Raw genomic sequence first — 14,265 nt, 5'->3', positions numbered from 1 at the left:
CTGGTGCTGTCGCTCCCGAAGCGGGGCGTCTATGACAGCACCCTCACGCTGTCGCGCGACGGCGAGACCCTCCTGACGCTGCACCCGCCGGTCGCGGTGCCCGAACTGCTCACGGTCCGTCTGACCCGCCGGCACGTCCTCGCCACCCACCCGCAGGTGACGGCCAGCCTGAACCTGGCGCCGGAGCTGCAGGGGAGGCTGGACCAGCTGGCGGTGACGCTGCAGCCAGTCGGGGCACAGGCAGGCCAGGCCGTGACGATCCGGCCGCAGGCCGCGACCTTGACCCATGGGCTGCCTCTCCCCTCTCTCCCTCCCGGGCAGTACGACCTGCTGGCGACGTTGCGCCAGGGCCAGGAGAAGCTGGCTGAGGTCCGCTCCCCGTTCGTCCTGCACCCCCGGCCTAAGGTGTACTTCGACGACCGCAATGTCTGCTTCGTGGAGGGCAAGCCCTTCTTCCCGCTGGGGATGTACCATGTGGCATGGGCGGCGACGAAGGAGCAGATGCTCCAGTGCGTGGAGGACCTCGCTGCCGCCGGCTTCAACACCGTGCATACCAGTTGCACGAACCTGGACAACTTCCAGGCGGTGCTGGACCGCGCCCGCGCCCTGGGGCTGCATGTCATCCCCGAGGGCATCGGCGCCGGCTCGCCGGCCCTGCAGCGCTTCAAGGACCATCCGGCCATCCTGGCCTGGAACTCGGGGGACGAGCCCGACTGCGCCAATGTGCCGCCCGAGCAGGTCGGCCGCAACATTGACGCCCTCTACGACACCGACGCCAGCCACCCGCTCTACACGACGGTCGCCAACGCCGCGGTGCTGCTCAAGTACGCCCCGTACGTGGATGTCTTCTCCAACGACCCCTACCCGGTCTCCGGCGGCCGCAAGAACGCCATCGCGGTGGCCCGGCAGACGGCGCAGGCCCGCGAGGCGGTCCAGCGCCAGCGCCCGCTATGGATCGTCCCCCAGTGCTTCGGCTATACCGACGGCCCCTGGAACGTGCCCACCCCCGCCCAGGAGCGCAGCATGACCTACCAGGCGCTCATCGAGGGCGCCAACGGTCTGATCTGGTACGTGTACGATGACCGGCGCTTCAAGGTACTTGAGCACCCCGAGCTGTGGGCCATGATGAAGCAGCTCGTGGCGGAGATCAAGACGCTGACGCCGATCCTGCTCGACCCGGCGTACGACGCCCAGCGCTTCCAGGCCGGCCCCGAGGGCTGCCTCCGGGCCTGCGCCATCCGGAGCGGGAAGGACCTCCATGTCCTCGTAGCGCACACCAACGAGCAGGACCTGGGGAGCCAGGAGTTGGCCGTGCCGGGCCTCCCGCTCGGGGCGCGGGCGGAAGTCCTATTCGAGAGCCGGAGCCTGGCCACGACGGGCGGCAAGATCGCGGACACCTTCGGACCGTACGCGGTTCACGTATATCGAGTGAGGCTGTAGGAATGGTTTTCAACGAGATCAAGTTCCAGGACGCAGCGACGAAGACGTACATCGGTAGCCCCAGCCTCTTGCGGCTCGACAACGGCGACTTGCTCGCCACCCACGACTACTTCGGCCCCGGCTGCCCGCGCAATCACGAGCGCGAGGAGCACCTGCTCTCCGTCTACCGCTCGCGCGACGACGGCGCGACGTGGATGAACCTGACCCATGTTGCCGGGCAGTACTGGAGCAACCTGTTCGCTCATCGCGGCGCCATCTATCTGCTCGGCGTGTCGCAGCAGTACGGCTCCATCGTCATCCGCCGCAGCGAGGATGGCGGCAACACCTGGACCCACGCGGGCGACGAGAAGAGCGGCCTGCTCTTCCGCGGTGGCGTCTACCACGACAACCCGAACTACCACTGCGCGCCCATGCCGATGCTCGTCAAGGACGGCTGGATCTACCGCGCCTTCGAGGACTGCCGCGACGCCCGCTGGGGCGTGGGCTTCCAGTCGCTCATGCTCGCCTGCCCGGAGGACGCGGACCTGCTCGATGCGAGCAACTGGGTCATGAGCAACAGCGTGCCTTTCGACACCGCGTGGCTGCCGGAGGACTGGCCGCCGCTGGACGGCCCGGGCTTTCTGGAGGGGAATGCCGTCGAGACGCCGGAGGGCGAGATCTGGAACATCCTGCGCCTCCACTCCGCACCGCTGGCGGACAAGGCGGTGGTGCTGCGGGTGATACCCTCACCCCCGGCCCCTCTCCCAGGGGGAGAGGGGTGCAAGGCATCGGGCGCGAAGCCGTTCTCCCCTCTCCCCCTGGGAGAGGGGCCGGGGGTGAGGGCATTGCGTCAGGAGTTCCTGCGGATCATGGACTTCCCCGGTGGCATGACCAAGTTCACGATCCGCCGCGACCCGCAGACCGGGCTCTACCTGACGTTCTCGAACAACAACACCGACCCGCGCTATGCCAGCCAGCGCAACGTGCTCAGCCTGCACACCTCCGAGGACCTGATCCACTGGACCCACCGGCGGACGCTCATCGAGGACGACCTGGGGCTGCCGTGGGAGCAGTCGGTGCGGCTGACGGGCTTTCAGTACGTGGATTGGCAGTTCGACGGCGACAGCATCATCTATCTGGTCCGCACGGCTTACGACGGTGCGCACAACTTCCATGACGCGAATCGGTTGACGTTCCATCGGCTGGCGCGGTGGCGTAGCCCCACATGAGACCGCGAGAGGTGCGTAAGACGCGGTAGTCGAACAGCTATGCAACAGCACGGCGCCAATCCCACGCTGCGGAGGTGTCAGCATGACTAAGCGGTTCTTCTCCTGCCTGCTCCTGACGCTGTCCATCGGCCTCACCTGGACTGGTCGCGCCCGGGCCAACCCACTGCATGATCTGGCTGCATCGTACTCTGTGACCGACAATGAGCTCCGCACGACCGTCAAGAAGTACGCCGCCAGGATCAACGAGCAGGACAACCTCGGCCGGACGCCCCTGCACATCGCCGTAGCCTGTTTCCACCGGCCAACAGTTGCCGCCTTCCTGAATGCCGGTGCCAACCCGAACATCCGCGACTCCAGGACGTACGACGGCAACTACAGAGGCACCGGGACGATCAGCGGCTACGCCCCTCTACACATCGCCGTCCACAATCGGGACCGCGAGACCGCTGAGCTGCTCCTGGCAGGCGGTGCGGCCGTGAACATGTCCACCCAGCGCGGAGGCTTGACCCCGCTCAAGATGGCGCTTGCCGAGGCGCCGGAACTCGTCGGGTTGTTGATCTCCGCGGGGGCCGGCGGCAAGAATGCGGGTGAAGCACTACTGTGGGCAGTGGCGATGGAGAATGCAGACGCTGTGGGCAAACTGATCAGCAGCGGCGTCGACGTCAATGCCCAGTTCCTAACCCTGGATCGATACATGCGTGAAGTCAAGGGGCGTACGGCCTTGCACCAGGCTGCCGAAGGCAAGCACCCTCGCATGGTGGAGGTGCTACTGAACCAGGGTGTTAGGGTTGATGTGGCGGACGAACGTGGAGACACCCCATTGCACCTGGCAGCCGCCGTTGGGGATCCCGAGTCCGTTGCGCTGCTACTGGATAAGGGCGCAGACCCCACCCTCAAGGACAACGCCGGAGCGACCGCGGCCAAGCTGGGCCTGGAGAGCGGCAACCAGGACGTGACCGGCTTGATGCTCGTGGCAGTGCGGGGGCTCGCTGACGCCGCGGAGCCCAAACCGACACCCACTCAGCCGACGGAGGAGCCCAGGCCGACACGCGCTGACCCGGCCGAGAATGTGACGAGGGTATACATTGACGTTCGCGATACGCTGAACGTGCCGGGCCCGGACGGTGAGACGTGGCTCCACCACATCGCACTGAGCGGCATGCCGGAAGTGCTGCGGAATCTGTTGAAGGCGGGTGGGAACCCGAATGCCCGGAATCGGGATGGTGAGACGCCACTGCACGAGGCCGCTTGCGCCGGCCTGGTTACCGTAGCTGAGGTTCTGGTCAATGCTCACGCCGACGTCAACGCCACGTGCAAGGCCGGTAGGACGCCCATGCACGTCGCAGCGTCACTGGGGCGGGGAGCGTTCGTCCAGTTCCTGATTGACAAGGGAGCCAGCGTGCCGGCCAGGGACAACGCTGGCCTGACACCGCTACACTGCGCCGTACTCGGGGCGATCATGACGGGTCGTTCGGAGGCGCTGGATGTCCTACTCAAGGCGGGGGCGGACGTCAACGCCCGTGACGCGCAAGGCGTGACGCCGCTGGGACTCGTCCTTCACGCCAAGCGGGACGATCTCGTGGACAAGCTTCGGCGTCAGGGCGCGACTGAGTGACAACATCAGGGGTAACACCATGAGCGACAAGTACGTCTACATCGGCAGCGAAGAGAAGGAACTGATCGGCGCGGTCGTGGACTCGCAGGAGCTGTGGCGCGGCGCGGGCGATGAAGGCCCCGTCGCCATGTTTGAGGACGAGTTCGCCGCCCACCTCGGCCGGCGCTATGTCCATGCGAACTGCTCAGGCACCTGTGCCAACGAAGCCGCCCTCGCGGCGCTGGGCCTGGAGCCGGGCGATGAGGTCATCGTCACCCCGTGCTCGTTCATCGCCTCCAGCATCGCCCCCGTCGGCCTGGGCCTCGTGCCCGTGTTCGCCGATGTGGACCCGCGCAACTTCGTGCTGACCGCGGAGACCATCGAGGCCGCGCTCACGCCACGCGCGAAGGCCGTCGTGGTCGTACACTTGTGGGGCCAGCCCGCCAACATGGGCCCGATCCTGCAAGTCGCCAAGAAGCACGGCCTCAAGGTCGTCGAGGACTGCGCGCAGTGTTACGACGGCGTGTGGCAGGGCAAGCTCACCGGCACCATCGGCGACACCGCCTGCTGGAGCCTGCAACAGAGCAAGCACCTGACCAGTGGCGAGGGCGGGATCATCGCCACCGATGACGAGGAAGCGTACAAACGCACGGTGCTGTTCTGCAACTGCGGGATGCCCTGGTATCGCTTCGGTGTGGCGCGGCCCTCGTCGCCGCCGGTCGGCCCGCTGCTGACGCGCGGCCACTTCGCCTTCGGCCACAACTATCGCATGAGCAACCTGCAGGGCGCGGCGGCACTGGGACAGCTCCATCAGATCGAGCGCCTCAAGGCCCGCCGGAAGCAGGTCGCCGACGCCCTCACCGCGGCCCTGTCCGGCACGCCGGGCCTGCTGCTACCGCAGCCCTATCCCGACACCGTGCCCAACTACTGGGCCTACCCGGTCATGGTGGACCCGGCGACAGGCTTCAGTGCGGCCGAGGTGGCACAGTGGGTCAGCGAGGCCGGTGGGAGCGTCGGCCGGTACGCCGAGATCAACTACCTGGAGGCCTGCTACCAGCAGATGGAGGCTGCCCGCCGCACCTCCATCGGCATTCCGCTGCCCGACTACGTCCACTACAAGCAGGGCGTGTGCCCGCAGGCGGAAGCCACCGCTCAGCAGCTCATCATGTTCGGCGTCATGCCCTGGAACGACGACGAGGCCGTGGCGAGGAACTGTGAGGTCCTGCGCGGGGTGATGGAGAAGCGGGCGTAGCGGCTCGATTCATCGAGCCCACGGGCGCGATAAATCGCGCCACTACAGGAGACCATGCCATGCCCCCCAAGCCTAACTTCCGTTCCACCATCAAGCTGCTGCAGCAGTGGACCGCCGCCATGCCCCGCGAGCTGGGGTATGACGAGACCGGCGCGAAGGACCACTTCGCCCCCTGGCAGAAGAAGGCCCGCAAGAAGTTGCGCGAGCTGCTCGGCTTTTGGCCCGCCAGGGTGACGAAGCCTAAGGCCTGGATGCTCGCCTCCGAGCGCGTCGAGGGCTTCACCCGCGAGCAGTGGGCGCTCGAGTCGCCCTTCGGCGACCACATCTTCCTGTACCGTCTCGTCCCCGACGGCATGGCGAAGCCCGACGCCATCCTGCTGGCTCTCCATGGCCATGGCATGTACGGGGCCGACCACGTCTCCGGGGTGATGAAGGACCGCTACGGCGAGGAGGAGAGCAACCGGACCGCCCACTATGACTATGGCGCCCAGTTCGCCCGCCGGGGCTACCTCGTCTACGCACCCACCCAGCGGGGCTTCGCCCAGCGCTGCGACTGGGACAACCCGGGCTCAGTCGAGGGCTACCAGGTCAACCCGCAGGCGCCGCCGCCCGGTTGCTCGTGTGTGGACATCAACTCCCGCGCCATCTTGCTGGGCACCACCGACATCGGCCTGCGGGTGCAGGACGCCATGCACCTGATCACGTGGATCAAGGCCCGCCCCGGCGAGGGCCAGGCGCCCCTCGGGTGTGTCGGCCTGTCGGGCGGCGGGCACACCACCGAGTTGCTGTCCGCCGTGGACACCCGCATTCAGGCCGCCAGCATCCAGGGCTACTTCTCGTACTGGACCGACCAGATCGTGGACGTGACGCACTGCAACTGCAACTACGTCCCGTCGCTCCTGCGGTACTTCGAGCAGGACGATGTATGCGCCCTGATCTGCCCACGGCCGCTGCTCGTCACGACGGCCGACCAGGACGGCGTCGCCCCCATCCAGAGCTTCCGCCGGGCCTTCCGCGCGCTCAAGGGCATCTACCGCGACCAGGGCGTAGCAGACCATCTCGTCGCCGACACCTTCGCAGGTGGCCACGAGTTCAGTGGCCGCAAAGCCTTCGCCTTCTTCGACCAGCATCTCCGGGGCAGATAGGTGAGCAGGAGAGTGAACGATCAAGTGAAGCACTGCATGCGACGCGCCCGTCTCGTACTCGGCTGCCTGCTCCTGGCGGCCACAACGGTCTTCGCTGCCGACACGGTGAAGGTGGACTTCGGCAACTGGGATCGCAGCCTCTGGCGCCCGGTGCGCGAGGGCCGCTTCCCGGCCATTGTGCCCTTCGTGCAGCGTGAGGGCTACATCGAGAACACCCTTCCGCCGGGCGCCAGCGAGAAGGACATCGTGGCGGCGAAGGACGGAATCGGGGTGGCGACGATGCTCCTGCGCGACTTCTCCGCCGCCGACGTGGCGTTGCGCGCCAGCATGGCCTTCGAGCGCAAGGGCGCGCCGGCGATCATCTTCCGCGTGCAACGCCAGGGGGATGTGGCCGGCGAGATGTATAGTCTTGTGCTATATGCTGAGGGGCTGAACCTGTGGAAGTTCGCCGGCGGCAAGTGGGCCAAGACGGGCCTGATCAAGTTCCCCGTCAGCCCCACCGCCTTCCATGATGTGCGTCTGTTTGCCCGTGGCGGCGACTTCACAGTGTTCGTGGATGGCGAGAAGAAGCTGCGGTGTACTGACCCCCAACCGCTGGGCCCTGGCGAGGCTGGCGTGTGGTCTGGAGAAGGCCCCTGTTTTTTTCAGAAATTCACAAAAAGACCTCTTGCATCGGTCAGGTAATGTTGCTATACTCCCTCGTGTTGGAACCCTGTAGACTTGCCGAACGTTATAGAGAGTAAGAGCGGCAAGGAGTTCCAACCACAACTCAGCCAGTTTTGCAGCCGGTCCACTACCCCCGATATTCGCTCCCCCCCGGATATCGCATTTGTGGACCGGCTGCTTTTCTTTTGGGTCCTCGCCAGCCGTCTCCCCCTACTTCCCTCGCTCGGCCAGCACGCGCGGCAGGCACTCCAACAGCCTGTCAGCCACCAGCCGTTGCCCCTCCTGCGCCGGGTGCATGCCATCGAGCAGGAGCGTCGCCACACCCCCCTCACGCCCCTGCGCCGCCTCCTCGAAGGCCGCATACACGTCCACCAATGGCACCTGCCGCTCCTGCGCCAGCTCCCGCACCGCCGCCGCGTAGTCGCGCAGCAGCACGTTGAAGCCGTCCGGGTTGGCCGGGTCGTACGGCGGCTTGCCATAGAGCTTGCGGGTCTGCTCCGACCAGGCCATCGGGTTCGGCGTCATCAGCACCGCCGCGATGCCATTCGCCTTCAACCTGTCCAGCATCGTGGTCAAGTTCCGCCGATACTGCTCCAGCGGTACGCGCGGGGCCGTCGCGGGTGGGTTCTTCCACACATCCATGGCGGCGTCATTGATCCCGAACTGGATGATCGCCACCGCGGGCTTGCGGTCCAGCACGTCCTGCTGCATCCGCGCCAGCCCGTCGGCAGTGCTGTGGCCGCCCACGCCGGCATTGATGAGCGTGGCCGGTGTCCCACGCTCGAAGAGTCCCCGCCGCAGCAGCTCCGAGTACACTGTCAGGCCTTCCCGCCGCGCCGTGGTCGAGTCGCCGAAGGCCACGACAGTGGGCAGCGGCTTGAGGAAGTCCGCCTCGTGCAGCACCACACGCAACCCTCCCTGCATGGTGGTCACCCACAGCTCGCCCGGGGCACGCTCGAACATGTGGATGTAAGACAGGCGCGAGCCCACATTGGTGGCGATGAGCTGGGGCGGCGTCCACGTCTTGCCCTCGTCCTCGGAGAAGCTCAGCGATAGCTCCTCGCGCGTCTTGTAGCCGACGTTGGGCAGGCTGTTCCAGATCAGCGCCAGGCGACCGTCGCTCAGCCGCTTGAGCTTCCCCGGCGCGGACGTGGCCGGGATCGCTGATGCCTTCACCTCACTCCAGGTCTGTCCCCCGTCGCTGGAGCGTGACTCGTAGAAGGCGCCCAGCGGGGTGCGCAGCAGCAGCCAGATCGTCCCGTCGCGCAGTTGCTCCAGCGTCCCCTCGATGGCCCCGGCGTGGTCGCCCTGGCCGCCGATGTCCAGGATGCGGTCGGTGCGCGTCCACGTCTTCCCGTCATCGCGCGATATGTACGGCACCGTTGCATGGCGGCCCTTGTCGAACAGCAACTCCTGGCTGGGCGCCACCAGGGCGCCGTCGGTCGTCTGGATGATATCCTGGTCGCAGCCACACCAGCCATCGGTGAGCGTGAACTGGTCGGTCCAGGTCTGTCCCTCATCCAGGCTGCGGATGGCATAGGCGGGCAGGCGCATGTCGGGCAGGGGCAGGTTCTTGGCCTTGTCCCACGAGTAGTGGAGGGCGGCATCGTCCAGGAAGACCAGGACGAGCGTCCCGGCACGAGTGCGCAGCAGCGCCCGCTCGGGTCGCACGCGCAGCTTCGAGTCCGCCGCGAACAGCGGCCGCCGTTGCCAGCTCTTCCCCTCATCGCGCGAAGTCAGCGCGTCTGCGCCCTCGATGGTGAAGAGGCTGCCGTCCTTGAGCCGCACAAAGGGCCCCTGCGGCAGGCCGGGCACGGCCTTCACGCGCGGATCGAGCACGATGTTGGGACGGTCGGCGGCGGGGACCACGGGCGCCTGGTAGGGCAGCAAGTTCCCCGTGGCGCTGAAGGAGTAGAGGCGCATGGTCGCCCGGTAGGGCACGAAGCCCGGCGCCCCCAGTGCCTCCGGCCCCACCGGCTGCTCATGCACCGGCTTGCCGTCAATGGTGATGCGCAGGCGGTCGCCGGCGCGCGTGACGACGAAGTCGAACGGCTGCCCATCGCGCATGAAGTCCGTGGGCTCCCCGATGGCCGTCCCGCGGGCGTTGTTGTACAGTGGCCCGGTCAGAAAGACCTTGCCATGGCCGCCGGCGAAGCCGAAGTAGTTGCTGTCGCCCAGACCGAAGACCGCGGCACTGCTGGCGAGCTTGAAGATGGCGAGGCGCGCCTGGATCGTGAAGTCACCCGGCCCGATGACACACCGCCCCAGCAGCCGTTGAGCCAGGTCGGACTTGCCGACGGCTTCGAGGTAGCCCTCGCCAGCCGTCCACGCCGGCCCCATGAGCACGGCGTTGGCATCGGCCCCCGCCTTGACGAAGTCCATGGTCGCGGGGGCGGCGGCCTGCGGCTGGGCCGGGATGGCGCACAGTACCACCAGCAAGGCGCAAGCGACAGCAGACAGCACGGGGAGCGGCGTGTGCATGGGTGGTCCTCCTGGGCAGGTGAGTCAACGCGCCTGTAGCCTATCGGTCCGGACCCGTTCGCTGCCGGAGGCGCTGTCCCCTGCCCGGCGGCGCGACCTGCCGTTGGAGCGCGGCCAGAGGGCCACGGCGGGGTGTCGGCGCAGCCGACACCCCGCCCGACGGACCGCGCACGTCCCGTTGACGTCCCCCCACCGCCCGGCATATAATCAGCCCTACGGCGCTCCCACACCGGGGCGCTGACTTTGCGTCTGGATCTCCCATGTCCGCCCACGCTACGCACGAGCCCGCGGCCCGCAAGCCCTCGGTGGCCTCCACCTACGTCTGGCTGGCGACCGTGCCCCTCACCTGGGGCTTCAACTTCGTGGCCCTCAAGATCCTCTACAAGGGCTACCACTTCACCGTGCCCGGGCTGCTGACCGCCCGGTATATCCTGATGGTGCCAATGCTCCTGGGCCTGCAACTGCTGGCCGAGCGCAACCTGCACATCCGGCGCGAGCACTGGCGTCACCTCATCATCTTCTCCTTCGTCACGGTGGGCGTCTACCAGTACCTGTTTGCCAAGGCGATCGAGTGGACGTCGGCCGGCGAGTCGGCCCTGCTCATCAGTAGCGCCCCCATCTTCACCTTCCTGATCACCACGCTGCTGGGGCATGAGAAGTTCTCGAAGATGGGCCTGGCGGGCGTCGTCTTCGGCTTCGCCGGGATCTCGCTGGTCATCTTCGGCGGCAACGGCTCGGCCTCGATCCCCGAGACCCACATCAAGGGCGACCTGGTGATGATCGCCGCCGCGGTCCTGTGGGCCTCGTACGCCATCTTCAGCCGGCCCCTGCTCAAGCACTACTCGGCGCTGAAGGTCACGACCTGGGCCCACACGCTGGGCGCCCTCATGATCATCCCCATCGGCTTCACCCAGTTCGCGCGGACGGACTGGATGCACCTGGCGCCGATGGGCTGGGCCTGCACGCTGTACTTCGCCTGGCTGGCAGGCGTCTACGGTTTCGTGGTATGGTACCGGGGCGTGCGTGTCATCGGCTCCTCGAAGACGATGCTGTTCCAGTACCTGGTGCCGCCGGTAGCGCTGATCGTCGGCTACTTCGGCCCGTATCTCAGCAGCGCCCTCAAGAGCGAGGCGCCCAGCCTGCTGCAATCGCTGGGCGTCATCATCACCTTGAGCGGCGTCTACATCGCCAGCAACGCCAAACGCGGCTGAAGGCGCGCGACCGGCCTCACCCGTGGGAGCGGTCACCGACCGCGACCGTTCCGCAGGCCTTACGAGGACGCAGATGAGTGACTTTGACGATGTCCAACAAGCCATCGCCGCCCTGCAAGCCGGGAAGTTCGTGGCCCTGCTCGACCATCCCGAACGCGAGGGTGAGGCCGACCTGCTGCTGGCGGCCCAGTACGCCACCGGCGACAAGCTCAATCTGATGATCACCCAGGCCCGGGGTCTGGTCACCATCGCCATGCTCGCCTCCCGCCTCGAGGAACTGGGCATCCCGCTGCTGGAGCCGGCGAACACGGGCAGCAACTGGCCCCGCTTCGCGGCTCCGGTGGACTACACCATCGGCACCACGACCGGCGTCTCGGCCTTCGACCGGGCTGCCACCGCCGTCGCCCTCACCGACCCGGCCGCGCGGCCGGAGCACTTCATGCGCCCGGGCCATCTCTTCCCCCTGGCTGCGTCGCCCGGCGGTATCGCCCAGCGCGCCGGCCACACGGAGGGCGCCGTCGCCCTGGCCCGGGCCGCCGGCCTCGTCCCGGCGGTCGTCATGTGCGAGATGCTGGCCCCCGATGGTCACATGGCGCGTGGACAGGTGCTCCAGGACATCATCAGCGAGTACGGCTTCGCGGCCGTGACGGTCGAGCGCGTCGCGGAGTATGGCGACCGGTAGCGGGTAGCTGCTGGCCGGGCCAGATGTGGGAGCGGTCACCGACCGCGACCATACACCCACCCGCCGACGTGGGAGCGGTCACCGACCGCGACCCCTCCCGGCAGGACCCCACCTCCCTCCCGACGAATGTCTCCCTGCATCCTGCAAGGAGGCCACCATGCCCCGTCTGCTATCGCTCCGCGCCCCCGCCATCGCCCTGTTGTGCCTCCTCCCCTGCCTTGGCTTCGCCCAGGACAACGTCCGGGTCATCGAGGAGAAGGACCTGGACTTCCTGACCGAGCAGGCCACCTGGACGGCCGGCGGCGGCCCGGAGTCCTCGGTCGCGATGGTCCCCCAACCTGTTCTCGCCGGCAAGCAGGCCCTGGCCTTCTCCGCCCACATTGACCTGCAAGGCCCGCCGGGGGCGAAGTACCCCGCCGGCTGGCCGTCATGCCAGACGACCTTCTCCCCGCCGCAGGACTGGCGCGGGTACGACAGCATCGCCTTCAAGATCCGGGTGGACGTCCCTCGCGGGCAGGAGGCTGGCGCCCCGAAGCCGCCCAAGCTCTTCCCGATCCGCTTCATCGTCCACACGGCAGGCAAGTGTACCTTCAACAAGTTGATCCGCCCCTTCCCCGCCGGGCAATGGGTCCAGGCGCGGTTCAGCCTCTCGAAGCTCGCCGACCTGGACCAGGTGACGCTGGCCCACCTGTTCCTGTGCGAGGACGAGTATCCCGACAAGCTGCAGATGACCTTCACGGTGGACGACTTCCGCCTGCAGAAGACGCTGCCGCTGGAGAAGTACCTGGACCCCAAGGAGTGCTCCCTGGCCCTCTACACCGGCGAGGCCGAGGACTGGACGTTGGTACCCCCTCTGGAGGCGCCGGCTTCCAGCGGGCAGGCCGGTGCCGTAGGAGCGCCGGCTTCCAGCCGGCAGCCGTCCGCCTTGGCGTGCCGCCTCAAGCTCACCACCGGCGCCGCATGCCCCCTCCTGCCGACCGACACCATCACCTGGCGCGCCACAAACATCCTCACCCGCAAGGTGACGACGGCGACGGCCACGCTCGGCCAGGACATCGCCGGCGGGCAGACGGCCGAGGCGCCGCTGGAGTTCCCCCTCGGGGGCCTGGCGCCCGGCTACTACCTGCTGACCGCTGACCTCACCCGCGCCGGCAAGCCCCTGACGGGCGGCCGCGTCGGGGCGGACGACTTCTACCTCCGGAAGCCCGGCGAGACCATGGCCTACACCGCCCTGTGCCTGCGCCTGGGCTCTGTCGAGTGGATCGCCGACAAGGTCTACGGCGGCCTGATGACCCATGGCCGCATCGCGCTGCCGCATACCTACGACCCGCTGAACAAGGACACGTACTTCCTGTGGCTGCGGCAGTGGTGCAGCGACAGCGGCAAGAACACCGAGGGCCTCGAAGCGGGCGTCACCGGCCTGGTCTTCGCCTGTGAGGCCCTGCGGCGGGCCGGCGACAGGGAGCGCCTCGCGTACGCCGAGAAGCTGCTCTCCGATTGCCTCGACTACATGATCGCGCACATGCAGGACCCGGACGGCGGGGTGCAGATCGTCACCAACGAGCTGACCCGCAACCATGGTGACGTGCTGGGCGAGATGGGCTGGGTGAGCGCCAGCCGCGACAGCAACCAGGTGGGCGAATGGGTGCGGCCCATTGCCCGCGCCATCTGCTACTATCGCAACATCAAGGGCCGGGAGCGGTACACCCAGAAGCTCCTGCAGGCCTCAGCGGCGGCGGCGGACTTCATCGTGCGCAACGCCACCGACCAGGTCGGCGACCGGGCGCACGTCCTGCGCCATTTCAGCTACCCCCCGTACACCCCGACGCAGACAACGCCACTCAAGCGCACCCTCTACCACCAGGAGGGCCGCCAGTGCGAGGTCTACACCGGCCGCGCCATGGCCGGCGTCTCGTACGTGGCGTATGCCATGGCCCTGTGCGGCAAGCCCGTGCCGGAGTCGTGGCTGACGATGCTCCGCGAGACTACCGCGTGGGCCAGGGAGCGCATGGAGCCCAAGGGCGGCTGGTTCGACTGGGGCTGTGAGGACATCGTCGAGGGTGGCTGCCACACGTTCCTGGGTAACATGTACATCGGCGAGGGGACGATGGGCGAGTTCATGCTGGAGCAGAAGCTCGGCCACAGGGCAGAGGCCCGGGTGGCCGCCGAAGCCACAAAGCTCGCCTACCACTACGTCACCGACAATTGCGTCATTCGCGGCAAGCAGTTCGGCATCCCGGGCGAGTTCTGGGTCGGCCCCTACCTGTATTGGGAGCTACTGGAGTACAACACGACCGTCGAGCAGGACCCGAAGTTCGCCGCGTGGCTGCAGGGCATCACGGACCTGTACGTGACGCAGACGGAGTGGAAGGCCTTCCTCCAGCGCGACAAGGCCGTGGTTGGCCGCGCGACCGACAACGGCTCCCTGGTCACCAGCATCCTGGCCTGGCTGGGCCTGCACCTCCAGGACGAGATCGGCAAGCCTTGGCGAGGCTATGAGACGATGGGCGGGAAGTAGCGGGACGGCGGGATGAGGGGATGAGGGGATGAGGAGGGCGTGGGAGCGGTCACCGACCGCGACCGGCT

The 14,265-nt window shown here is 67.5% G+C and carries 10 protein-coding genes; 9 read left to right on the top strand and 1 reads right to left on the bottom strand.

Features of this window, described 5'->3' with window-relative positions:
• The 6 genes from LLH23_23795 to LLH23_23770 form a co-directional block, all read left to right on the top strand.
• On the top strand, positions 1-1,440 hold a 1,440-nt coding region (locus LLH23_23795; protein ID MCE5241500.1), incomplete at its 5' end, for a hypothetical protein.
• Between the two features lie 2 nt (positions 1,441-1,442).
• Entirely contained in the window at positions 1,443-2,648 is a 1,206-nt protein-coding gene (locus LLH23_23790; protein MCE5241499.1) for a glycoside hydrolase, read from the top strand.
• A gap of 82 nt (positions 2,649-2,730) precedes the next feature.
• Positions 2,731-4,263, top strand: coding sequence for an ankyrin repeat domain-containing protein (locus LLH23_23785; protein ID MCE5241498.1), 1,533 nt, complete (start codon positions 2,731-2,733; stop codon positions 4,261-4,263).
• A 19-nt stretch (positions 4,264-4,282) separates the two neighbouring features.
• Positions 4,283-5,494 carry a DegT/DnrJ/EryC1/StrS family aminotransferase gene (locus LLH23_23780; GenBank protein ID MCE5241497.1) on the top strand — a complete coding sequence of 404 codons (1,212 nt, stop codon included), beginning with the start codon at positions 4,283-4,285 and terminating at the stop codon, positions 5,492-5,494.
• Between the two features lie 59 nt (positions 5,495-5,553).
• Positions 5,554-6,639 carry a lysophospholipase gene (locus LLH23_23775; protein ID MCE5241496.1) on the top strand — a complete coding sequence of 362 codons (1,086 nt, stop codon included), beginning with the start codon at positions 5,554-5,556 and terminating at the stop codon, positions 6,637-6,639.
• Between the two features lie 36 nt (positions 6,640-6,675).
• A complete protein-coding gene (locus LLH23_23770) occupies positions 6,676-7,323 on the top strand; it encodes a hypothetical protein (GenBank protein ID MCE5241495.1) in 648 nt (215 codons plus the stop codon).
• Between the two features lie 192 nt (positions 7,324-7,515).
• Here the strand turns inward: LLH23_23770 and LLH23_23765 are convergent, their stop codons facing one another.
• On the bottom strand, positions 7,516-9,786 hold the full coding sequence (locus LLH23_23765; GenBank protein MCE5241494.1) for an exo-alpha-sialidase: 2,271 nt from the start codon (positions 9,784-9,786) through the stop codon (positions 7,516-7,518).
• A 260-nt stretch (positions 9,787-10,046) separates the two neighbouring features.
• On the opposite strand from LLH23_23765, the gene LLH23_23760 reads away from it, so the two are divergent.
• The 3 genes from LLH23_23760 (at position 10,047) to LLH23_23750 (ending at position 14,197) form a co-directional block, all read left to right on the top strand.
• Positions 10,047-10,997, top strand: a complete 951-nt coding sequence (locus tag LLH23_23760; GenBank protein ID MCE5241493.1) for a DMT family transporter — start codon at positions 10,047-10,049, stop codon at positions 10,995-10,997.
• A gap of 73 nt (positions 10,998-11,070) precedes the next feature.
• Positions 11,071-11,679 (top strand): 3,4-dihydroxy-2-butanone-4-phosphate synthase, encoded by a 609-nt coding sequence (locus LLH23_23755; GenBank protein MCE5241492.1) that lies wholly within the window; start codon positions 11,071-11,073, stop codon positions 11,677-11,679.
• A 157-nt stretch (positions 11,680-11,836) separates the two neighbouring features.
• A complete protein-coding gene (locus tag LLH23_23750; GenBank protein ID MCE5241491.1) occupies positions 11,837-14,197 on the top strand; it encodes a hypothetical protein in 2,361 nt (786 codons plus the stop codon).
• The last annotated feature ends 68 nt before the right edge of the window (positions 14,198-14,265 follow it).

It is taken from the genome of bacterium (assembly GCA_021372615.1).
Lineage (GTDB): Bacteria > Armatimonadota > Zipacnadia > Zipacnadales > UBA11051 > JAJFUB01.
The sequence above is the reverse complement of the archived record's forward strand: the minus strand, read 5'-3'. Positions and strand labels throughout refer to the sequence as shown.